This is a genomic window from Elioraea thermophila (ex Habib et al. 2022), from assembly GCF_003336755.1.
GTDB classification, from domain to species: Bacteria; Pseudomonadota; Alphaproteobacteria; order Acetobacterales; family Acetobacteraceae; genus Elioraea; species Elioraea thermophila.
Genome location: NZ_KZ851832.1, coordinates 1 through 21,814, shown reverse-complemented (window position 1 = coordinate 21,814; position 21,814 = coordinate 1). Strand labels below are relative to the sequence as shown.

The window sequence follows — 21,814 nt, the reverse complement described above, 5'->3', positions numbered from 1 at the left end:
GCGGCGGGAACCGTCACTGCGCGGCGACCACCTTCAGCGCATCGGTCGCCGCGGCAGGCCCGCCGTCCTCGCTCTCGTCGTCCTCGTCGCGGCGGATCGTCTTCGACCAGTCCTCCTCGCCGTAGATGCGGGTCAGAACCTCGGGCGTCATCTCGTCCGGCGCGCCGTCGAACACGATGCGCCCCGCCCGCAGGCCGACGATGCGTTCGGCGAACTGTTGCGCGAGCAGCACGTCGTGGATGTTGATGATGGCGGAGAGCCCCCGCTCCTTCGCCAGTTCGACGATCAGCCGCATGATCTGGCGCGAGGTCTTGGGGTCGAGGCTCGCGGTCGGTTCGTCGACCAGCAGCAGCTCGGGGTTCTGCATCAGGGCGCGCACGATGCCCACGCGCTGGCGCTGCCCGCCGGAGAGCGCGTCCGCCCGCTTGTCCACCATGTGGTCGAGCCCGACGCGATGGAGCAGCCGGAACGCCTCCTCGATGTCGGCGAGCGGAAAGCGGCGGAACCAGGAACGCCAGAAGCCCACGTAGCCGAGACGCCCCGAGAGCACGTTCTCCATCACGGTCAGCCGCTCGATCAGCGCGTATTCCTGGAAGATCATGCCCATACGCCGCCGGGCACGGCGCAGCGCGAGATCGCCGAGGCGGGTGAGCTCGGTCTCGCCCAGCACGATGCGGCCCGAACTCGGTTCGACGAGACGGTTGACGCAGCGGATCAGGGTCGACTTGCCCGCGCCCGAGGGCCCGATCAGCGCCATCACCTGCCCCTTCGGCACGGTGAGCGAGACGTTGTCGAGGGCGAGATCGCCCGTGGGATAGCGCTTGGTCAGGCCCTCGATCGTCAGCATGCTTCGGCTCCGGCAAAGATGTCGGGGCAGCGGATCGTGGCCGCCGCCCCGACCGAGTCACGTCACGCTCGCCCTCAGCGGCAGGTGTAGGTGACGCCGGACGCACGGTCGACGTCGCGGATCACCGCCCAGTGCTCCTTGTAGGTGATCGGGATGAAGGAGTTCTGCGGCGGCTGCGCGTTGCCGAACTCCTGCAGGAGGGCCGTGCCCTCCCAGTTGAACGAGAAGAACGCCTCGCGCACCTTCGCCGCCAGATCCGGGTGCAGGTTGAACACGTGTCCGTAGGCGGTGGTGGGGAAGCGCTCGCTCTTGTAGATGGAGCGGAACTGGTCGCGCCGCACCACGTTGCGCTCGATCATGCGGTTGAGCACGGAGTTGGCGATCGGTGCTGCGTCGTAGTCGCGGTTGGCCACACCGATGATCGAGTTGTCGTGCCGGCCCGAGAAGGCGGTGCGGAAGTCCTGGCCCTCGCGCAGGCCGAACTTCTCGGCGAGCAGCCAGGAGGGGTACTTGTAGCCGGAGTTGGAGGTCTGCGCCGTGAAGGCGACGTTGCGCCCGCGCAAATCCTCCACGCGCTGGATCGGGGAATCGGCGCGGACGATGATCTCCATCTCGTAGCCGTAGGCCCCGTCCTCCTTCGAGGCCATCATGGCGAAGGGCACGAAGCCCGCGCAGTTGACGGCGAGCGGGGTGGAGCCGGTGTTGAAGCCGGCAACGTGCAGCCGGCCCGCCCGCATCGCCTCGATCTGCGCGGCGTTGGACTGCACGGGGAAGAACTGCACCTGGCGCCCGGTGACGCGCGCGAGATGGTCGAGGAACTCGGCCCACACGCGGCGATAGACGGCAGGATCTTCGACCGGCGTGTAGGCGAAGATCAGGACGCGGGGATCGACGAGTTCGCGCGGGTTGGTCGGCGTGTCGGCCACCATGTCGCCGTCGCGGTCGCAGAAGCGGGCATCGAGCGCGCCGCGCGGGCAATCCTGCGCCTGCGCGGAAGCGGTGTGGGGCGCAAGGAACGCGCCGGCGAAAAGGGCCGCGGCGAGGGCGGCGCGGCGGGTCGGTCCGGTCATCGTCGTCTCCTGGCAAGTTCCCCGGCGGGGGGTTGGACAACGCCCGCCTCATATGGAGGGCGCGAGGATGAGACAAATGACGGGACGATGACAATACGAAGCCGGAAAGGTGCCCCGCCGCCCGGGGCCAGGTCTCAGCCCGCCAGCGCCTCGGCCAGCATCCGCGTGTTGTGGCGGATCATCGCCTCGTAGGTGGGGGCAGGCCCGTCGGGCGGCGACAGGGCATCGGAATAGAGGGTGCCGCCGACGCGCACCCCGGCCTCGCGCGCCACCTGCTCGATCAGGCGCGGGTTCGCCATGTCCTCGAGGAAGATGGCGCGGATGCGCTCGCGCCGGATCTGCTGCACGAGTTGCGCCACCTCGCGGGCGGAGGGTTCGGCGCGGGTGGTGACGCCCTGCGGCGCGAGGAACGTCACGCCGTAGCGCTCACCGTAGTAGGCGAAGGCGTCGTGGCTGGTGACCACGCGGCGGGCCTCGCGCGGGATGCTCCGGAACTGCGCCTCGACCCAGGCGTGCAGGGCTTCCAGGCGTTCGTTGTAGCGCGCGGCGTTCGCCTCGTAGGTGGCGCGCCCGGCCGGGTCGGCGGCGGAGAGGCCCGCGGCGATGCGCCGCACCATCACCTGGGCCCGCTTCGGGTCCTGCCAGATGTGCGGATCGGCGTCGCCGTGATGGTGGTGATGATGGCCGTGGTCGTGCCCATGGTGATGGTGGTGACGGGCCTTCAGCGTGCGGATGCCCTCGGAGGCGACGATCCGCGTGCCGCGGAAATTTGCCGCCCGAGCCAGCCGATCCATCCAGGCGTCGAAGCCGAGCCCGTTGACGACGATCACGCGCGCTCGGGCCACGCGCTGCGCCTCGCCCGGCGCCGGATTGAAGGTGTGGGCGTCCTGCCCCGGTCCGACCAGCGCCTCGACCCGGATCCGATCACCGCCGACCTCGCGCGCGAAATCGGCGAGGATGGAGAAGGTGGCGAGGACCGGCAGGGGGTCGGCACTGCGCGCGGGGAAGGCGAGCAGGGCGGGGGCGGCGAAGAGAAGCGAACGTCGAGCGAGCATGGGCGTGTCTCCGTGCGACATCAGCGGGCGAGATGCGGGCGGCGCAGGCTGCGCGCGAGGACCGAGGCCTCGGGCCCGGCGAGCAGCAGGGCGAGCCAGAGCGCGCCGGCGCAGAGCACGATGGCGGGGCCGGTCGGCACGTCGGCCCGGACGGAAACGATCAGCCCCCCGAGCACGGCGAGCACCGCGATGCCGACCGAGGCCACGACTTGGCCGGACAGCGTGGGCGAGACGAAGCGGGCGGCGACGGCGGGCAGCATCATCAGCCCGACCGCCATCAGGGTCCCCAAGGCCTGGAAGGCGGCGACCAGGTTCAGCACGACCAGGGCGAGGAACCAGAGATGCCAGAGCGCGCCGCGTCCGCCTTGGGCGCGCAGGAAGCCCGCATCGAAGGTCTCGATCACCAGCGGCCGCCAGATCATGGCGAGCGAAACGAGCGTGACCGTGGCGGTACCCGCCATCAGCAAGAGGGCGGCGTCGTCCACCGCCAGCACCGAGCCGAACAGCAGCTCGAGCAGGTCGAGCTGGGCCGGGCCCCAGGAGACGATCGCGACGCCGAGGGCGAGGGAGACGAGGTAGAAGCCGGCGAGCGAGGCGTCCTCACGCAGCGCGCCCCCGCGTGCGGCGAGCCCGGCGGCGAGCATGACGACAAGCCCCGCAAGCAGCCCGCCTCCACTCATCGCGGCCAGCGAGAGGCCGAACAGCGCGGCCCCCAGCGCGACGCCGGGCAGGATGGCATGGCCCAGCGCATCGCCGATCAGGCTCAGCCGACGCTGCACAAGGAACACACCCAGGGGCGGGGCGGAGAGGGCGAGGGCGATCCCCCCGGCGAGGGCGCGGCGGAGGAAGGAGAACTCGAGAAAGGGCTCGATCAGGCCCATCATCATCGCGCCGGCATCCGTTGGCCGCTGTCGGTCCGCCTCACGCCGCGCGGCGCCGCGGGGCCTCGTCCTGGCGACAGGGCTCGGCCGTCTCGTCCCAGGCCTCCGCCATCAGTCGCGCGCGGAACAGGTTCTCCGCCGTCAGCGCCTCCGGCGTCCGACCCCAGGCGATCACCTCGCGCGCAAGCAGGAGCGTGTCCGGGAACTCGGCGCGCACGAGCTCGAGGTCGTGCAGCACGGCGACGATCGTGCGGCCCTCGCCGTGCCAGCGCCGGAGCACCCGCAGGAGGTCGGCGGTGGTGCGGCTGTCGATCGCGGTGAAGGGCTCATCCAGCAGCAGGACCGGCGCGTCCTGCAGGAGCAGCCGCGCGAACAGCAGGCGCTGGAACTGACCGGCGGAGAGGGTGGCGATCGGGCGGGCGGCGAAGCCGCGCAGGCCGACGGCGGAGAGCGCCTCCTCGATGCGCGCGCGTTCCGCGGGCGACAGGGCACGGAACGGGCCCGCCGCCGCCCACATCCCCATCGCCGCCACCTCGGCGCAAGGAAGGGGGAAGGAGCGGTCGAGGGCGGCCGCCTGGGGCAGGTAGCCGATCGCGCCGGGAGCGAGCCCGCCGCGGTCGATCCGGCCGCTCTCGGGTTGCAGCTCCCCGACGAGCGTCCGCAAGAACGTCGTCTTGCCCGCACCGTTCGGCCCCACCACGGCCGTCATGCTGCCGGGCGCGAACCGGCCGGACAGGTGATGCACCGCCGGGTGGCGCGCGTAGGCGACGGTGACGTTGTCGAGCACGAGCGGCGGCGGGGTCATGCCAAGGCCCAGGCAACCAGGGCCCAGAGCAGGGCCAACAGGGGGAGGAGGGCGACGAGCCGGGCGAGCACGCCGGCGGAGAGGGACAGCGGCGACATGATGTTACTTTATAACATCGCATACCGACCGGGTCCACGCCCGGTCGCGGCCGTGGCAGGAAGAGGTCCATCACGCTGCGCGGAGGTCTTCGGTGGCCAAACTCCTGCTCGCCCTCGCCATCCTGTCCGAGGTCCTGGCGACGTCGGCCCTGAAGGCATCGCAAGGGTTTTCCCGCCCCGGCTTCGCCCTGGCCGCTCTCGTCGGCTACGGCCTCAGCTTCTGGGCGTTGGCGGTGGTGCTGAAGACGATCCCTGTCGGCGTCGCCTACGCCATCTGGTCGGGGGTGGGGATCGTCGCCATCACGCTGATCGGGCGCTTCGTGTTCGGCCAAGTGCTGGACGGAGCGGCGCTGGCCGGGATCGGGCTGATCGTCGCCGGCGTGCTGGTGATCAACCTGTTCTCGCGCGCGATGGGCTGAACGCGCTCGAGCGCCTCAGGCTGCGGCGGCGAGTTCGCGCAGTCCCGCGGCGTCGAAGGCGGCGAACAGCCGGGCGCGGTCGGCCGCGCCGAGCGGGGTGAGGGGGGGGCGAAGCCGTTCCCACGCCTCATCGCCCGTCTCGCGCGCAACGAGGGCTTTCAGGCCGGCGATCAACGGCACGGTGGTGCAGGCGCGCCGGGCGGCGGTGAGCACGGCCTGCGCCCGTTCCGCTGCCGAGTCGTCGCCGGCTCGGAAGCCGCCCAGCACCCGCGCCGAGGCGGCGGAGGCGACGTTGGCGCAGGCGGTGATGCAGCCCGCGCCACCCTCGCGCAGGATCGCGAGCAGGAACTCGTCCGACCCGGAGTAGACCTCGAACCCCTCCGCCCCGAAGGCCGCGATCATCGCCCGCATGTTGGCGAAATCGCCCGAAGAGTCCTTGATCCCGCGCACCACGCCGGGAAAGGCGCGCAACAGACGCTCGATCAGCGGGAGCGACAGCGGCAGGCCCGTCATCTGCGGGAAGTTGTAGAGGTAGATCGCGACCTCGCCCTTCGTCTGCTCGATCAGCGCGGCGTAGGCAGCGAACAGGCCGTCATCCGGGACATTCTTGTAATAGAACGGCGGCAGCACGAGCACGCCCGGAATGCCGAGCGTGCGCGCCGCCTTGGTGAGCGCGACCGTGTCGGTCAATGCCGCACAGCCGGTGCCGGGCAGCAGCCGTTCGGGCGGGATGCCGGCGGCGACTAGGCCTTCCATCACCGCAAGGCGCTCGGCGACGGAGAAGCTCGTCGCCTCCCCGGTGGTGCCGAGCACGCCAAGCCCGTCGCAGCCCGCGGCGAGCAGGTGGCGGCAGCGCGCGACGAGGCGCGGGATGTCGGGGGCGAGGTCGTCGCACAGCGGGGTGAGGGTGGCGGCATTGACGCCGGCGTAGAGCGGTTTCATCGGCATGGCGGTCTTCCTCCACCGATGGGAGCGGAAGGACGGCGCTTCGGCAAGGGAGGGCTGGTCGAGACGCCAGTCAGACCGAGCTGGCGCGGCGTCGGAGGACCACCCGTGCCGCACCCTCCGTCCGCTTCGCCGCCTTCGGCCAGCGGCCGGGCCAGGCGACGACGTGGTCCTCGAGCGCCTCGGCCTCGCGTTCGGGAACGATCCGGCCACGGACCGAAACCCCCGCCCTGACGACGGACGCCGGATCGCCCGAGACCAGCGGATGCCACCACGGCAGGGCCTTGCCCTCGGCGCGCAGCCGGTAGGCGCAGGTGGGGGGAAGCCAGTCGGCCTCGCGCACCACCTGCGGCGTGAGCCGCACGCAGTCGGGCACGCGCGCGTGGCGGCGGGCATAGTCGCGGCAGCGGATCGTTTCGGAATCGAGCAGGCGGCAGGCGACCGCGGTGAAGGCCAAGGAGCCGTCGTCCGGGTCGCGCAACTTGTGCAGACAACAGCGCCCGCAGCCGTCGCAGAGCAGCTCCCATTCCTCGGGCGAGAGCGCCTCGAGCGGTTTGGCGTTCCACCAGGGTATGGCCTCGTCGCTCACGCCGCCTACTCGGTGCTCCAGCGGATCAGCGCGGCGCGCAGGTTATCGGCGCCCGGGTTGTGCGCCTCCATCGTCAGCACGATCTGCTCGGCGCTGACCGGGCGGCCGTAATAGGCCTCGTTGTCGTCGTTGCGGCGGGCGAGGATCGAGCCCTCGAGCGAGATGCCGGCATAGAGGCCGCGGGCGCGGGAGATCGCCACGAAGTCGGCGTTCATCGCGGCGGTGGTGCCGCCGGCGATGCCGGCGCCGATGGTGGCCACCGCGAGCGAGGCGTCGGCGCCGAACTTGAATTGGCTCTGCAGCACCGCGCGCAAGGCGCGGTCGCTCATGATGAAGACGATCACCTGCGCATCCTGGATGCCGATCTGCAGGCCGAAGGAGGCGCCGCCCAGGCCGTAGAAGGCGGGGCTCGACCAGGACCCCGCGGCGTCGCGCGCGAGCAGCACGCCCGAGCCCCCTTCGCCGCCGATGATGAAGCCGCCGCGGAAGACGCGCGGGAAGATCAGCACCGCGCGGGCGCGGCGCAGCACACGGCGCGAATCCTCGCCGTGCTGGCCGCCGAGCAGTTCATTGACGGTGAGCGTGGCGCGATCGACCAGCGCCTGCTGGTCGGCCTGGGCGCGCGCGGCCCCGGCGAGGGCGAAGGGGGAGCTGAGCACGAGTACGGCAAGGGAACGGCGCGAGAGGGCTTGGCGCATCGGGTCGGTCCTCCGAACGGCGCGGCGAGAATCGCGGCGCAACCCTAGCACAGGCGCCCAGGGGTGCCGTCACTCGCCGACGTTGAGCAGCAATCCCCGTCGCCGCGCGACCCGGAATACGGCCGCGAACAAGGCGGCCGCCGCCGCCAGCCAGAGGGCATTCAGCGCCATGGCGGCCAGCAGGTGGCCGACATCAAAGCGCTGCTCGAGCAGGCTCGCCCGCATCCCCTCAAAGACGTGGGTGGCGGGAATGGCGAGCGAGACCGGTTGCAACCAGGCGGGCAGGGTGGAGACCGGGTAGAACACGGCCGAGAGGGGTGCGAGCCCGAACAGGACCGACCAAGCGAGCGCCTCTGCCCCTGCCCCGTAGCGCAGCACCATCGCCGTCACCCCCAGCGCCACCGCCCAGCCCATCGCCATCAGGTTGGCGAAGAAGAGCGGGAGTGCTGGACCGATGGTGAGGATGTCGAACCGATAGAAAAGGAAAGCGAGCAGGATGGCCGGCCCGACACCGGCCAGCATGCGCAGCATGCTCATCGCGACCAGGGCAGCGACGAGCTCGTGTGGACGAATGGGCGAGACGAACAGGTTGCCCAGGTTGCGCGACCACACCTCCTCGAGGAAGGAAATGGCGAAGCCCATCTGGGAACGGAGGCACACCTCCCACAACAGCACGGCGCCGATCAGCACGCCCGCTGCCGCCGCCGCCCAGCCGGCCGCCGAGGCGAGGTGGACGGAGACGAACCCCCAGATCGCCATCTGCAGGATCGGCCAATAGGCGAGCTCGACCAGCCTCGGCCAGGAGCGGCGATAGAGGGCGAGGTGGCGATAGACGATCGCCCAAATGCGACGGAGGGCTGGCGGCATGGCGCGCTTCTAGGGTGCTGCTCGAGGAAGGGAAAGCGGCGACGAACGCCAGTGACGTTGGTGCGAACGGCGCCCGTTCCCGGGCAGGCCCCGCCGGCCGGCCTGCACCCGCCGCAAACGGCTCTCGCGCCGCGTGCGCGATTGCGTCATGATGCGCACGAGCGGCCAAGGAGCCGCGAAGGGGAGAAACGTCTGGGTCGAGACCGCGCGATCATGGCGTCCGTCGACATTCGGGAGGTGCGCAAACGGTTCGGCTCGACCGAGGTGCTGCACGGCGTCTCCATCGAGATCCCGGATGGTGCCTTCGTCGTCCTGGTCGGGCCCTCTGGCTGCGGCAAATCCACGCTGCTGCGTATGATCGCGGGGCTCGAGAACATCACCTCCGGCGAGATCCTGATCGGTGGGCGTGCGGTGAACACGGTGGCGCCGAAGGATCGCGATGTTGCGATGGTGTTCCAGAACTACGCGCTCTACCCGCACATGACCGTGTTCGACAACATGGCCTTCTCGCTCAAGCTCGCGAAGGCGCCGCGCGCGGTGATCGAGGAGGAGGTGCGGCGGGCGGCGCGCATCCTCGGCCTCGAGGCGCTGCTTCACCGCTACCCGCGCCAGCTCTCCGGCGGGCAGCGCCAGCGTGTGGCGATGGGACGGGCCATCGTGCGCAATCCGCAGGTGTTCCTGTTCGATGAGCCGCTGTCGAACCTCGACGCCAAGCTGCGCGTGCAGATGCGCACCGAGATCAAGGACCTGCATCAGCGGCTCGGCACCACCACGGTCTACGTCACGCACGACCAGATCGAGGCGATGACGATGGCGGACAAGATCGTGGTGATGAACCATGGTCATGTCGAACAGGCGGGACCGCCGCTCGAANTCATCGGCTCGCCGGCGATGAACCTGATCGAAGGGCGGATGGAGGAGAGCGGGTTCCGTGCCGGGGACGGCACGCTGTGGCCGGCGCCGGCGAACGGTGCCGCGCGCCACCGCGGCGAGGCCATCTACGGCATTCGGCCGGAACATCTCCGCCTCGATCCCGACGGGATCCGGGCCGCGGTGCAGGTGGTCGAGCCGACGGGATCGGAGACCCAGGTGGTGCTGCGCGTCGGCGCCACGCCGCTGATCGGCGCCTTCCGCGAACGGATCGCGGCGCGGCCCGGCGACATCCTGCCCGTGGCCCCCGACCCGGCGCTGATCCACCTGTTCGACCGCTCCACGGGGCGGCGACTGCACTGACGGCACCCCATGGGAAGGGCCGCAGAAGACTACGCCAACGAAACAGGGAGAAACGTCCGATGACCACGCTCATCACACGCCGCGGCACGCTGAAGCTCGGTGCCGCCGCCACTGCCGCCGCCTGGGGCCTGATCGAGGAAGCGCGCGCGCAGGCCATTCCGACGCGGCCGGCGCAGCGTCCGAACTGGCCGATCGAATCCGGCGCGTCCTTGCGCGTCATCCGCCCCGTGCGTTTCGTCGAGCCCGATGAGGTCCTGTTCCGCGAGAACGCCGAGAAATTCTCCCGCACCTTCAATGTGCCGGTGCGCGTGGATTTCGTCGGCTGGGAGGACATTCGCCCGCAGACCGCCGTGCTCGCCAACACCGGCGCCGGGCCTGAAGTCGTGCTCGGCTGGTCCGACGACCCTCACATCTACGCCGACAAGCTGATCGATCTTTCCGACGTCGCCGAGTATCTCGGGACGAAGTACGGCGGCTGGCTCTTCCTGGCCGAGAAGTACGGCAAGCGTCACGGCTCGAACAGCTGGATCTCCATCCCGTTCGGTGGCTCGACCGGCCCAGTCGTGTACCGCATCTCCGCCGTGCGCGAGGCGGGGTTCAGCGAGATCCCGAACGATCTCGAGCAGTTCCTCACCTTGTGCCGACGGTTGCGCGAGATCAACAAGCCGGCGGGCTTCGCGCTCGGCAACGCGGTGGGCGACGGCAACGCCACCGCCAACTGGCTCACCTGGTCGCACAACTCGTTCCTCACCGACGAGGAGGGGCGCGTCGCCATCAACCAGCCGGCGACGCTTGCCGCGCTCGAATATCTGCGTCGCCTCTATCCCACATTCGTTCCGGGAACGCTGTCCTGGCTCGACCCGTCCAACAACCGCGCCTATGCGGCGGAGGAGTGCTGGCTCACCTCGAACGGCGTCTCGCTCTACTACGCGCTGAAGAACGACCCGCGCACGCGCGCCATTGCGGAGGACACCGATCACGCCGAACTGCCCCGTGGGCTTGCACCGCACGCGCCGCAGTCGGCGTTGATCATCAATGCGATGATCTTCCGCTCCTGTCGCTTCCCGAATGCGGCGAAGGCCTTCCTCGCGTTCATGATGGAGGCGGAACAGTACAACCCCTGGCTGACGGGGTGTCTCGGCTACTGGTCGCACCCGCTCGCCGCCTACGACGCCTCCGCCGTCTGGGACAGCGACCCGAAGCTGAAGGTGTACCGGACCGGGCTCAACCACCGTTACTGGTCCGGCTACAAGGGCCCGATCACGGCGGCGACCGGCACGGCGGCGTCGGAATACGTGCTCGTGCAGATGTACGCCTCCGTCGCCTCGGGTCAGGCGACGCCGGAAGCCGCCGTGCGCGAGGCGGAGCGCCGGGCGCGTCGGATCTTCCGCTGAAAGCCGAGAGGGCGGCGGGATACCGTTCCTGCCGCCTGTCCTTGCTGCGGGTGAGGCGATGGACGCGACGACGACGGCCGCTCATTGGACCCGGGCCCGGCTCGAACCCTCGTGGCTTGCGAAGCTGTTCGATTCGAAACCGTTCCTGATCGTCGTCTGCCTCCTGCCCGCGGTGGGCCTGCTGACCGTCTTCCTCACCTATCCCCTCGGGCTTGGCGTGTGGCTGGCTTTTACCGACGCCACCATCGGCCGCCCGGGGCGGTGGGTGGGGTTCGAGAACTTCGAGTGGTTGTTCGAGGACCCGATCTTCTGGAATGCGGTGTTCTTCTCCGTCTTCTTCACTGCGTTGGCCACGGTGGGCAAGTTCGGCCTCGGTCTCTGGCTTGCGCTGCTGCTCAATCAGCACCTGCCGATGAAACGCATCATCCGGGCGGTGATTCTCTTGCCCTGGATCGTGCCGACCGTTCTTTCCGCCATCGCCTTCTGGTGGATCTTCGACACCCAGTTCTCGATCATCTCGTATCTGTGGGTGGACATCCTCGGCCTGCGCGACCGCTACTTCGACTTTCTCGGCGATCCGTGGGCAGCGCGGTTTTCGCTGATCGCGGCGAACATCTGGCGCGGGATTCCCTTCGTCGCGATCACGCTGCTCGCCGGCCTGCAGACCATCTCACCGTCGCTCTACGAGGCGGCGCTGATCGACGGCGCGACCGCCTGGCAGCGCTTCCGCTACATCACGGTGCCGCTGCTGATGCCGATCCTCGCCATCGTGATGACGTTCTCGATCATCTTCACCTTCACCGATTTCCAGCTCGTCTACGCGATCACGCGCGGCGGGCCGGTGAACGCCACCCACCTGATGGCCACGCTTGCATTTCAGCGCGGCATTCCCGGCGGGCAGCTGGCTGAAGGGGCGGCGATCGCGGTGTCGATGATTCCATTCCTCGTCTTCGCCACCCTTTTTTCCTACTTCGCGCTCGCGCGCCGGAAATGGCAGCAGGGGGAGAGCAACGACTGATGCTGTCTGTGTCGCGCAAACGTCTTGGATGGTCCGCCCATGATGCATGCTGAGCCGCGCCCCGAGACGAACGTGCCAGAAGCGCTCGCCTGGGAGACGCGGACGCGCCGGCTCGTTCTCCTCTATCTCCCGCTCGCCTGCTTCATCGTCATCCTGCTCTTTCCCTTCTACTGGATGACGCTGACCGCGTTCAAACCGAACGCCGAGCTCTACAACATGCAGGAGTACAACCCGCTCTGGATCGCCTCGCCCACGCTGGAGCACATCCGCCACCTGCTGTTCAACACGGCCTATCCGTCGTGGCTGATGACGACGATGGGCGTCGCGGTGGGGGCGACCTTCCTGTCGCTCTTCGCTTCCACGCTCGCGGCTTACGCCATCCAGCGGCTGCGCTTCCGCGGCAGCCAGTACGTTGGGCTTGCCATCTACCTCGCCTATCTCGTTCCGCCGTCGATCCTGTTTATCCCCCTCGCGACGATGGTGTTCAGGCTCGGGCTGTTCGACTCCCCCTTCGCCCTCATCCTCACCTATCCGACCTTCCTGGTGCCGTTCTGCACTTGGCTGCTCATCGGCTATTTCAAGTCGATCCCGTACGAGCTCGAGGAGTGCGCGCTGATCGACGGCGCGACCCGGCTGCAGATCCTGACCAAGATCACCCTGCCGCTCGCCCTGCCGGGCCTGATCAGCGCCGGCATCTTCTCGTTCACCCTGTCCTGGAACGAGTTCATCTACGCTCTCGCCTTCATCAACTCGTCCGAAAAGAAGACCGTGCCGGTCGCCATCCTGACCGAGCTTGTCACCGGCGACGTCTACCAGTGGGGCGCGCTGATGGCCGGGGCTCTGCTCGGCTCGCTCCCCGTCGCGGTGTTCTACTCCTTCTTCGTCGACTACTACGTCTCCTCGCTCACGGGAGCGGTGAAGGAGTAGCCCCTCTTGCGGCGACGCTGGGGGCGGGCCAAGGTCCGCCCCTGTGCTGCGGCTACCGCTGCGCAAAAGGAACGAACCGTTTGGGAGAGGATCTCTCGTGGCCCGCTTCACCGTGCTCACCCCCGCCGCCGCCTCCTTCACCACCCAGGGCGGGGGCTACGACTACGAAATGGAGGCCCTGCGCGACCTCGATGTCGCGATCGTCGAGGTCGAGCCGACCGAGGAAGCCTTCATCGCGCGTGCCCCGGAGGCGGATGCCGTCTACGCCAAGGGGATGCGCTTCACCCGCCGCATGATCGAGGCGCTGACGAAGTGTCGCATCATCGCGCTGGGTTCGGTGGGGGTGGATCAGGTCGACGTCGCGGCGGCGACCGAGAAGGGCATTCCGGTCACCAACTGCCCGGACACCTTCATCGAGGAGGTGGCGGATCATGCGATGATGCTGCTGCTGGCCACCCATCGCCGCTGCATCGAGCAGGACCGCATGGTGCGCGAAGGCCGTTGGGCCGAGGGCAGGCCGGCGCTGTTGAAGATCCCGCGCCTGATGGGTCTCACCTTGGGCTTCATCTCCTTCGGCCGTGTGGCGCGCCAGGTGGCGAAGCGCGCAGCACCCTTCGGCCTGCGCATGATGGCCTACGATCCCTTCGTCGAGGAGCTCGTGATGTCGGACTACGGCGTGTTGCCGGCGACCCTCGAGGAGGTGTTGTCGCAGTCCGATTTCGTTTCCATGCATGCGCCGGACACGCCGTACACGCGCAAGATGCTGACGGATCGGCACTTCGCGCTGATGAAGCCCACCGCGATCTTCCTCAACACCGGCCGGGGCCCCACCGTCGACGAGGCGGCGCTGATCCGCGCGCTCGAGGAGGGCCGCATCGCCGGTGCGGGGCTGGATGTGCTGGAGGTCGAACCGCCGCGGCCGGACAATCCGCTTTTGAAGATGACCAATGTCATCCTCTCGCCGCACAACGCCTCCGCCTCCTCCCGCTTCGACCCCGCGCGCAAGCGCCGGGTCGGGCAGGAGATCGCGCTCGTGCTGACGGGGCGCTGGCCGATGTCCTGCGTCAACCCGACCGTGCTGCCGGCCTCGGGGCTGAAGCGCTGGCAGCCCTTCGCGATGGACCGTGGGCCCAACAGCTGAAGGGGCGCGCCAGGTCGCGCACGCAGGCGAAACCCCTTGTTAACGGCGGGTGATGGAGCATGGCGTGTCGGGAGGACCGTCACGCCGTGCTTCGTCCCCTCCTGCGCGCCCTTGAGCGTGCCCGTCTCGCCCTTGCCGTCCTGCGCTGTCGCGACGGGCGGGTGGTCTTCGCGAATGCGGCCTTGGCTGACGTGGTCGGCGAGCGGAGGGCTGCCCTCGGCGAAAGGACGATCGGGGACCTGATCGCCGCCGAGGCACCCTCGCCAGCCCGGAGCGCGCTCCTCGCTGCCGTCGCCGCCGGCGGCGACTGGCACGGGACCGTGCCGCTGGCGCGGGCAGGCGGGGGGACGGTCGTGCTCGCCCTCTCCGTCGTCCCGCTCGGCGACGAGTTCGGCGGGCCCGCGGTGCTGCTCCTCGGTCGCGACGTGACCGAGGAGGAGCGCCACGCCCGCGAGGAGGCACGGCTCAACCGCGTGCTCGCCGACGTGTTCCGCCGGCTCGACGTCGCCGCCGCCGTGGTCGGGCCCGATGACCGGATCCTCGTCGCCAACCGCGCCTATGCCGCGCTCACCGGCTACACGCAGGCCGACCTCGCCGGTCTCGCGGTCGATCGCCTCACGGCACCCGAGAACCGGAAGGACGCGGCGATACGCCGCGCCGCCCAGCGCGCCACCGGCGAGGCCTACGCCATGCCGCTCACCCTGCTCCGCCGCGACGGCACAAGGCTTCCCGTCCTGCTCCGCTCGGTGGCGATCGAGGACGACGGCACGCGGCTTCGGCTCGTCACCCTGCGCGAAGATCACGCCCTGCACACCCCGGCCCTGCCACCCGAATTCACGTCCGGTGACCTGCGCTTCCTCCGCCTCGATGCCCTTCGCCGGGCTTTCGGCCCCACCTGGGCCGAGCAGGCCCCCCGCCTGCTCCTGCGCGCTGAGTGCGTGCTCAGGCGGCGGCTTTCCCCGCACGACGTGTTCGCGCGCACGGCGGAAGGCGACTTCGCGATCTGGTTCGAAAGCGCCGACCCCTTCCTGAATGCCGAGAAACTGTCGCGCCTCGCGCGCGAGGTGCGGGTCGAACTCGCCGGCGAACTCGACGCCGCGCTCGCCGAGGCCGGCGCCGCGGAGACCGTCCCCGTCGCCGCCCCCGCCCCCTGAGACGCCGCTGCCCCCGGCCTGACCGTCGCGCCCGGGCGGAGTATCATTCCTTCATGCGACGTCTCGGCCCCGTTTTCGCCGCCGCCCTCGCCGCCTGCGCGCCCGGCGCGACCGTCTCGCAACCGGCCGCGCCGCCCTCCGCGCCGGCCACCGTCCTCGCTCAGGCCGCTCCCGCGCCCGCCCGCGCCGCACCCGCCACGCAGGCCGCCCTCGTCGCCTCCTATGCCGAGGTGGTGCGCCGCGCCGCCCCGGCGGTGGTCAACATCTACACCCGCCGCACGGTGCGCACCGCCCCGCCGCTGCTCGCCGACCCGTTCTTCCGCCGCTTCTTCGGCCTCGACGACGGGCCCTTCGCGCCGCGCGAACAGGTGCAGACCTCGCTCGGCTCCGGCGTCATCGTCGATCCCTCGGGCGTGATCGTCACCAACGACCACGTCATCGGCGAGGCCGACGAGATCACCGTGGTGCTCGCCGACCGCCGCGAGTTCCCCGCCCGCATCCTCGGGCGGGATCCGCGCACGGATCTCGCCGTGCTGCGCATCGAGGTGGCGGGAGAGCGCCTGCCCGCGCTCGCCTTCCGCGATTCGGACGAGGTCGAGGTCGGCGACGTCGTGCTCGCCATCGGCAACCCGTTCGGCGTTGGCCAGACCGTCACACAGGGCATCGTCTCCGCCCTTGCCCGCACCGGGGTCGGCATCACCGACTACAAGTTCTTCATCCAGACCGATGCCGCGATCAATCCGGGCAATTCGGGCGGCGCGCTCGTCACCACCGACGGGCGGCTGATCGGCATCAACACCGCGATCTTCTCCCGCACGGGGGGCTCCATCGGCATCGGCTTCGCCATCCCCTCCAACATGGTCCGCCGCGTGGTCGCGGGCTTCACCGGGGCGGGGCTGGCGCGGCCCTGGATCGGCGCGCGGATGGAGAGTGTCACCGCCGAGATCGCGCAGGCGGTGGGGCTGCCGCGGCCACTCGGCGCCATCGTCTCCGAGGTCGCGCCGAATTCGCCGGGCGCGCGCGCGGGGCTTCGCCGTGGCGACGTGATCGTCTCCTTCGACGGGCGGCCGGTGGAGGATGCCGAGGCGCTGCGCTTCCGGCTCGCCACGCGTGAACCGCGCGGGTCGGCCAGGCTCGGCGTGTTCCGGCAGGGACGGGAGGTCGTGCTCACTCTGCCGCTCGAAGCCCCTCCCGAAACGCCGCCGCGCAACGCCACCCTGATCCGCGGCAACCATGCGCTGGCCGGAGCGGTGGTGGGCAACCTTTCGCCCGCTCTGGCCGACGAGTTGGGCCTCGGTCTGCTCGACACCGGGGTGGTGGTGATCGAGGTGCGCGAGGGCTCGCCGGCCGCGCGCGTCGGCTTCAGGCCGGGCGACGTCATCCTGCGCGTCGCCGGGCGCGAGGTGCGCGATGTCGCCTCCCTGCTGGCGGCGCTGCAGAACCGCGCGGCCGGGCCGATGCGGGTGGCGATCCGTCGCGAGGGCCGCGTCCTGGAGGCCACCCTTGCCGGCTGAGGCCGACCTCTTCGGCCCACCCCCCACCGTCCCCGCCCGCAAGGGCCACGCCCCGCCAGCCCCGCTCGCCGAACGGCTGCGGCCGACGAAGCTCGCCGAGGTCGTCGGCCAGGACCACCTCCTCGGCGCCGAGGGCGCGATCACGCGCATGCTCGCGCACTGCGCGCTCGCCTCGCTCATCCTCTGGGGCCCGCCCGGGTCGGGCAAGACCACCATCGCCCGGCTTCTTGCCGAGGCCTCGGGGATGGCCTTCGTCACCCTCTCCGCGGTCTTTTCGGGGGTGGCCGACCTCAAGCGCGCCTTCGACGAGGCCCGCCGCCGTCGCGCGGCCGGAGGTCGCACCCTCCTCTTCGTCGACGAGATCCACCGCTTCAACCGCGCCCAGCAGGACGGGTTCCTGCCCGTGGTCGAGGACGGCACGGTGACCCTGATCGGCGCCACCACCGAGAACCCCTCCTTCGCGCTGAACGCGGCGTTGCTCTCGCGCTGCCGCGTGCTGGTCCTGCATCGCCTCGACGATGCGGCCCTGGAGACGGTGCTGGCGCGGGCCGAGGCCGCGCTCGGCCGTGCCCTGCCGCTCGACGCCGAGGCCCGCGCCTGTCTGCGCGCGATGGCGGACGGCGATGCGCGGGCGTTGCTCAATCTCGCCGAGCAGCTCTTCGCCTTGCCCGAAGCGACGGCGCCGCTCGATCCCCAGGCCCTCGCGCGCCTGCTCGAGCGCCGCGCCCCCCTCTACGACCGCGATCGCGAGGAGCACTTCAACCTCATCTCCGCCCTGCACAAGGCGATGCGCGGCTCGGACCCCGACGCCGCGCTCTATTGGCTCGCGCGGATGATCGTGGGTGGGGAGGACCCGCGCTACATCGCCCGCCGCGTGGTGCGCTTCGCCTCCGAGGATGTGGGCCTCGCCGACCCCTCGGCGCTCTCGGCCGCGCTGGCCGCCTGGGAGGCTTATGAGCGCCTCGGCTCGCCGGAAGGCGAGCTCGCCATCGCCCAGGCCGTGCTCCATTGCGCCACCGCGCCGAAATCGAACGCCGCCTACCGGGCCTGGGGGGCGGCGCTGCGGGCGGCACGCGAGACCGGTTCGCTGCCGCCGCCGCTGCACATCCGCAACGCGCCGACGCGGCTGATGGCGGAGCTCGGCTACGGGGCGGGCTACGAGTACGACCACGACACGGCGGAGGCCTTTTCGGGCCAGGACTACTGGCCGGAGGGGATGGAGGCTCAGGCGTTCTATCGGCCCGCCGGGCGTGGTCGCGAGGAAGAGATCGCCGCCCGTCTGGCGCACTGGCGGGCGCTGAGGCAGAAGCGCGGGCGATCATGATGCCCGTTTCGGCCGCCGCCCTCGCCGCCGTCGCCGCCGGCGGCGCGGTCGGCTCCCTCGCGCGCTTCCTCGCCGGCCTTGCCGTCACTTCCTGGCTCGGGCTGCACATCGCCTGGGCCACCCTTGGCGTGAACGTGGTGGGCGGATTCTTGATCGGCGTGATCGCGGAATCCCTCGCCCGCAGCGGGCTGGATGGCCTCCTCCGCCCTCTCCTCATCACCGGCTTTCTCGGCGGCTTCACCACCTTCTCCGCCTTCTCGCTCGAGGTCGTCACCCTCTCGCGCAGCGAGCCGCTGATCGCGCTCGGCTATGCGCTCGTCTCCGTGCTCGCCTGCGTCTTCGCCTGCGCGGGCGGCATCGCGCTCGTCCGCACCCTGGCATGAGCGGAGTCACCACCCGCACCGTCGCCCCCGACGAGGCCGATCTGCGGCTCGATCGCTGGTTCCGCCGCCACTTCCCGCATGTTCCGCATGGCGCGCTCGCCAAGCTTTTGCGCACCGGTCAGATCCGAGTCGACGGAAAGAGGGCCGAGACCGGAACCCGGCTCGTGCCGGGCCAGACCATCCGCATTCCGCCGCTGCCCGACCCCGAGGCGGGGCCGCCGAAACAGGTGCGGCTGCTCGACGAGCGGGCGGCGAAGGAGCTGCAGGGCCGCGTGCTGTATCGCGATGCGAGCGTGCTCGCGCTCGACAAGCCCTTCGGCCTGCCGGTGCAGGGCGGACCGGGGATCGGCCGCAGTGTGGATCACCTGCTGGATGCGCTCCGCTTCGGCTCGGACGAGCGGCCGCGCCTCGTCCATCGACTCGATCGCGACACCACGGGCGTGCTCGTGCTCGCCCGCACGATGGCGGCCGCCTCGCGGCTCGCCGCCGCCTTCCGTGCGCGCGACGCCGAGAAGACCTACTGGGCGGTGACGGTAGGGGTGCCCACGCCGCGTGAGGGCAGGGTCGATGCGCCGCTCGCCAAGCGGCCGGGGCCGCGCGGCGAGCGTGTGACCCTGGTTGAGGACGAGGGCGAGGAGGCAGGCAAGGTGGCGCGCGCCGTCACCGACTACCGGGTGGTCGATCACGCCGGCAAGCGTGCGGCCTGGCTCGAACTCTCGCCACTGACGGGGCGCACGCACCAGCTCCGCGTCCACTGCGTCGCCTTGGGCTGCCCGATCTTGGGCGACGCGAAATACGGCGGGCCGGCGGCGATGCTGGCCGGGTTTCCCGAGATGCTGCATCTGCATGCGCGGCGTCTCTCCATCGCCCACCCCGAAGGCGGGCGGCTGGTGGTGGAGGCGCCGCTGCCGGCGCATATGAAGGAAACCTTCGCGGCCCTCGGCTTCGAAGCCCCGCGCCCGATCAAACCGGCGCGTGCGCCATGACGGCACCACTGCCCTCGGGCTAGGGTGCGGCGCGGCAAGGGAGTGCGCCGGATGAAGATCCTTCGCTGGCTGCTGTTGGGGCTCGCCGCCTTTGTGCTGATCGCGGCGGCGGGGCTCGCCGTCGTCATCGCCACCTTCGATGTCGAGGCGCAGAAGCCCCGCATCGCCCAGGCCGTACGCGACGCGACGGGGCGCGAGCTCGCGCTGCGCGGCCCGATCCGGCTCAAGCCCTCGCTGCAGCCCACCCTGGTCGCGGAGGATGTCGGTTTCGCCAACGCTCCCTGGGGAAGTCGGCCCGAAATGGCGCGGCTCGCTTCGCTCGAGGTGAAACTCGCCCTCCTGCCGCTCGTGCGCGGCGAGGTGGCGATCGAGCGCATCGTGTTGATCGAGCCCGACATCCTGCTCGAGACGGACCGCGAAGGTCGCGGCAATTGGGAACTGCGCCCTGCGCCTGCCGCGGACGCTTCGCCCGCGCCGCCCGGGAGGGACGAGCGGGGCGAGGCGCCGGCCATGGTGCCCGCCATCGCGGTCGAGCGGCTGCGCATCGAGCGGGGCACGATCACCGTCCGCGACGGGGCGACGGGGCGGACCACGACGCTCGCCATCCCCCGCCTCGAGGCTTCGCTGCCCGTGGACCGACCGAGCCGGCTCGATCTCGAGGCCACGCTCGACGGCATCGCCATCGGGCTGGTCGGCGGCACCGGGCCGGTCGGGCAACTCCTCGCCCCCACCGCAGGCGCGCCGTTTCCGATCGATCTGACCCTTCGAGTGGCCGAGGCCCGGCTTGCGGTGAAGGGAACGATCGTCGAGCCACGGGCGGCCAAGGGTTACGACTTCGCGGTGACGGCCAGCGTGCCCGACCTCGCCCGGCTTGCCGCCGGCGTGCCCGCCATTCCCGACCTTCCGCCCCTGCGCGGTGTCGAGGCCTCTCTGCAGGCCCGCGACGGCGGGCGGGGCCTGCCGGAGATCCGCAGCCTGAGCCTGAAGGCCGGGGCGTCCGATCTCTCCGCCGTCATTCCTGGGCTCGCGCTGCGGGCCTTCGAGGTGTCGGCGCCGGATGCCGCTTCGCCGCTGCGGCTCTCCGCCGAGCTCTTGCGCAACGGCATGCCGGCCTCCGTTTTGGGCGAGTTCGGCCCGCTCGGCGCGTTGCTTCCGGGGGCGGAGGCGAAGCCCTGGCCGGTCGCGCTGAGGCTTGCGGCCGGCGCCGCGCACCTCGCGCTGACGGGCGCCCTGCACGACCTCCCTTCCGCCCCGCGCGCGGACCTTCGGGTGGAGGCGCGGGCGCCCGATCTCGCCGCCCTTTCGCCGCTCGCCGGCACCGCTCTGCCGGCGATCAAGGAGGCGAGCCTCGCCGCCGCGATCGTCGGGCCGGACCGGGCGAAGCGCGTGGCGGTGCGCGACCTCGCGCTCCGCCTCGGCGAGAGCGAGCTCACCGGGACGCTGGCTGTGCAGGTCGAGGGCAGGCCCGCCGTCTCCGGGGCGTTGGCGAGCCGGCTGCTCGACCTCGATGCGCTGCTCGCCGCCCTGCCGCGGGATGAGGCGGATGCTCAGGGCCGCCCCTCCGCTCCGGCGCCGCGGCCCACCACCCCCGCGCCGCGACCGGCCCGCCTGATCCCCGACGAGCCTTTGCCGCTCGCGGCGCTGCGCGCGGCGGATGCCGACCTCCGTTTGGCCTTCGCCGATCTCCGCCTCGCCGGCAAGGCCTATCGCGACGTCGCCGGCACGATCCGTCTGCGGAATGGTGATCTCGCGGTCGACCCGCTGCGGGCGACGCTGCCGGGGGGCCCGGTGACGGCGCGGCTCGTCGTCGGCGGCTCGCAGCCCGAGCCCGAGGTCGCGCTCCGCCTCTCGGGGCCCTCGCTCGCGCTGCGCGACCTGCTCTCGGCTTACGCGCGCAGCTACCGCATCGGCGGCGACATCGAGCTCGACATCGACCTGCGCGGCCGCGGCGCCACGCCGCACCGCATCGCCGCCACGCTCGACGGCCATGTCGGGCTTGCGGGCGTGAACATCGACATCGACAACCGGCTGATCGACCTGCTGGCGGGAGAGCTGTGGCGGGCGCTGGTGCCGAACGCGCCGCGCGACGGCGTGTCCAACATCCGCTGTGTGGCGCTGCGCTTCGAGGCGGCCGCCGGCAATGCCCAGGCGCGCGCCTTCCTGATCGATTCCAACCTGGTGCGGGTTTCCGGCACGGGGTCGGTCGCGCTTGGGCCGGAGACGCTCGCGCTTCGCCTGTCGCCGACGCTGAAACTTGCGGGCGGGGGTATCGGCGTGCCCGTGAACGTCGGCGGAACATTCCTCAACCCGAGCGTGCGCGTCGATCCGCGCGGCGCGATCGGCGCCCTGGGCCAGATCGGCGCCGGGGCGGCGGCCGGGGCGACCGCGGGTGCGGCGGCGGGGCCGCTCGGCGCCATCGTCGGCGGCGTGGTGGGCGCGGCGCGTGGCGGAGCGGCCGGTGCGGGG

At 71.0% G+C, this 21,814-nt stretch carries 21 protein-coding genes and 1 pseudogene; 13 read left to right on the top strand and 9 right to left on the bottom strand.

What is annotated here, in order from left to right; genetic code table 11:
• Positions 1-13: 13 nt before the first annotated feature.
• The 5 genes from phnC to DWB05_RS01415 all read right to left on the bottom strand — a co-directional run bounded on the left by phnC (position 14) and on the right by DWB05_RS01415 (position 4,658).
• Positions 14-847, bottom strand: a complete 834-nt coding sequence (phnC, locus tag DWB05_RS01435) for a phosphonate ABC transporter ATP-binding protein (protein WP_114374303.1) — start codon at positions 845-847, stop codon at positions 14-16.
• A gap of 74 nt (positions 848-921) precedes the next feature.
• Complete coding sequence (gene phnD / locus DWB05_RS01430; RefSeq protein WP_114374301.1) at positions 922-1,917, bottom strand: phosphate/phosphite/phosphonate ABC transporter substrate-binding protein; 996 nt, start codon at positions 1,915-1,917, stop codon at positions 922-924.
• Positions 1,918-2,051: 134 nt separating this feature from the next.
• A complete protein-coding gene (locus DWB05_RS01425; protein WP_114374299.1) occupies positions 2,052-2,972 on the bottom strand; it encodes a metal ABC transporter substrate-binding protein in 921 nt (306 codons plus the stop codon).
• 20 nt (positions 2,973-2,992) lie between these two features.
• Positions 2,993-3,859 (bottom strand): metal ABC transporter permease, encoded by an 867-nt coding sequence (locus tag DWB05_RS01420; RefSeq protein WP_114374297.1) that lies wholly within the window; start codon positions 3,857-3,859, stop codon positions 2,993-2,995.
• A 34-nt stretch (positions 3,860-3,893) separates the two neighbouring features.
• Positions 3,894-4,658, bottom strand: a complete 765-nt coding sequence (locus DWB05_RS01415; RefSeq protein WP_114374295.1) for a metal ABC transporter ATP-binding protein — start codon at positions 4,656-4,658, stop codon at positions 3,894-3,896.
• Between the two features lie 190 nt (positions 4,659-4,848).
• Between DWB05_RS01415 and DWB05_RS01410 the strand changes: the two genes are divergently transcribed.
• Positions 4,849-5,175 (top strand): DMT family transporter, encoded by a 327-nt coding sequence (locus tag DWB05_RS01410; protein WP_114374293.1) that lies wholly within the window; start codon positions 4,849-4,851, stop codon positions 5,173-5,175.
• 15 nt (positions 5,176-5,190) lie between these two features.
• On the opposite strand, the gene DWB05_RS01405 is transcribed toward DWB05_RS01410, so the two are convergent.
• The 4 genes from DWB05_RS01405 to DWB05_RS01390 form a co-directional block, all read right to left on the bottom strand.
• Complete coding sequence (locus DWB05_RS01405; protein WP_114374291.1) at positions 5,191-6,123, bottom strand: dihydrodipicolinate synthase family protein; 933 nt, start codon at positions 6,121-6,123, stop codon at positions 5,191-5,193.
• Positions 6,124-6,193: 70 nt separating this feature from the next.
• Positions 6,194-6,709, bottom strand: coding sequence for a YcgN family cysteine cluster protein (locus DWB05_RS01400; protein ID WP_114374289.1), 516 nt, complete (start codon positions 6,707-6,709; stop codon positions 6,194-6,196).
• Positions 6,710-6,714: 5 nt separating this feature from the next.
• Positions 6,715-7,407 carry a lipid-binding SYLF domain-containing protein gene (locus DWB05_RS01395; protein ID WP_114374287.1) on the bottom strand — a complete coding sequence of 231 codons (693 nt, stop codon included), beginning with the start codon at positions 7,405-7,407 and terminating at the stop codon, positions 6,715-6,717.
• A 69-nt stretch (positions 7,408-7,476) separates the two neighbouring features.
• A complete protein-coding gene (locus tag DWB05_RS01390) occupies positions 7,477-8,274 on the bottom strand; it encodes an ABC transporter permease (protein WP_114374285.1) in 798 nt (265 codons plus the stop codon).
• A 213-nt stretch (positions 8,275-8,487) separates the two neighbouring features.
• Between DWB05_RS01390 and DWB05_RS14960 the strand changes: the two are divergent.
• From DWB05_RS14960 to DWB05_RS01335, 12 genes and pseudogenes are all read left to right on the top strand, one after another.
• Positions 8,488-9,147, top strand: a pseudogene (locus tag DWB05_RS14960) (ABC transporter ATP-binding protein); the annotation flags it as partial.
• Between the two features lies 1 nt (position 9,148).
• The coding region (locus DWB05_RS14955; protein WP_232818349.1) for a TOBE domain-containing protein at positions 9,149-9,507 on the top strand (359 nt) is incomplete at its 5' end.
• A 59-nt stretch (positions 9,508-9,566) separates the two neighbouring features.
• Positions 9,567-10,901 (top strand): ABC transporter substrate-binding protein, encoded by a 1,335-nt coding sequence (locus DWB05_RS01380; protein WP_114374281.1) that lies wholly within the window; start codon positions 9,567-9,569, stop codon positions 10,899-10,901.
• A 58-nt stretch (positions 10,902-10,959) separates the two neighbouring features.
• Positions 10,960-11,919 (top strand): carbohydrate ABC transporter permease, encoded by a 960-nt coding sequence (locus DWB05_RS01375; protein WP_114374279.1) that lies wholly within the window; start codon positions 10,960-10,962, stop codon positions 11,917-11,919.
• Between the two features lie 39 nt (positions 11,920-11,958).
• Positions 11,959-12,846 carry a carbohydrate ABC transporter permease gene (locus DWB05_RS01370; protein ID WP_114374277.1) on the top strand — a complete coding sequence of 296 codons (888 nt, stop codon included), beginning with the start codon at positions 11,959-11,961 and terminating at the stop codon, positions 12,844-12,846.
• 97 nt (positions 12,847-12,943) lie between these two features.
• Entirely contained in the window at positions 12,944-13,987 is a 1,044-nt protein-coding gene (locus DWB05_RS01365; protein WP_114374275.1) for a C-terminal binding protein, read from the top strand.
• Between the two features lie 86 nt (positions 13,988-14,073).
• Entirely contained in the window at positions 14,074-15,141 is a 1,068-nt protein-coding gene (locus DWB05_RS01360) for a PAS domain-containing protein (RefSeq protein WP_157967026.1), read from the top strand.
• Between the two features lie 53 nt (positions 15,142-15,194).
• On the top strand, positions 15,195-16,655 hold the full coding sequence (locus tag DWB05_RS01355) for a DegQ family serine endoprotease (protein ID WP_114374272.1): 1,461 nt from the start codon (positions 15,195-15,197) through the stop codon (positions 16,653-16,655).
• The gene (locus DWB05_RS01350; protein WP_232818348.1) at positions 16,645-17,979 is read left to right on the top strand and encodes a replication-associated recombination protein A; all 1,335 of its coding nucleotides are present in this window, start codon (positions 16,645-16,647) and stop codon (positions 17,977-17,979) included. Before DWB05_RS01355 ends, DWB05_RS01350 begins: the two co-directional genes overlap by 11 nt.
• On the top strand, positions 17,976-18,362 hold the full coding sequence (locus tag DWB05_RS01345; RefSeq protein WP_198669024.1) for a fluoride efflux transporter FluC: 387 nt from the start codon (positions 17,976-17,978) through the stop codon (positions 18,360-18,362). Before DWB05_RS01350 ends, DWB05_RS01345 begins: the two co-directional genes overlap by 4 nt.
• The gene (locus DWB05_RS01340) at positions 18,359-19,348 is read left to right on the top strand and encodes an RluA family pseudouridine synthase (RefSeq protein ID WP_114374268.1); all 990 of its coding nucleotides are present in this window, start codon (positions 18,359-18,361) and stop codon (positions 19,346-19,348) included. Before DWB05_RS01345 ends, DWB05_RS01340 begins: the two co-directional genes overlap by 4 nt.
• 51 nt (positions 19,349-19,399) lie before the next feature.
• Positions 19,400-21,814, top strand: a 2,415-nt coding sequence (locus DWB05_RS01335) for an AsmA family protein (protein ID WP_114374266.1), incomplete at its 3' end; no start/stop codon positions are given.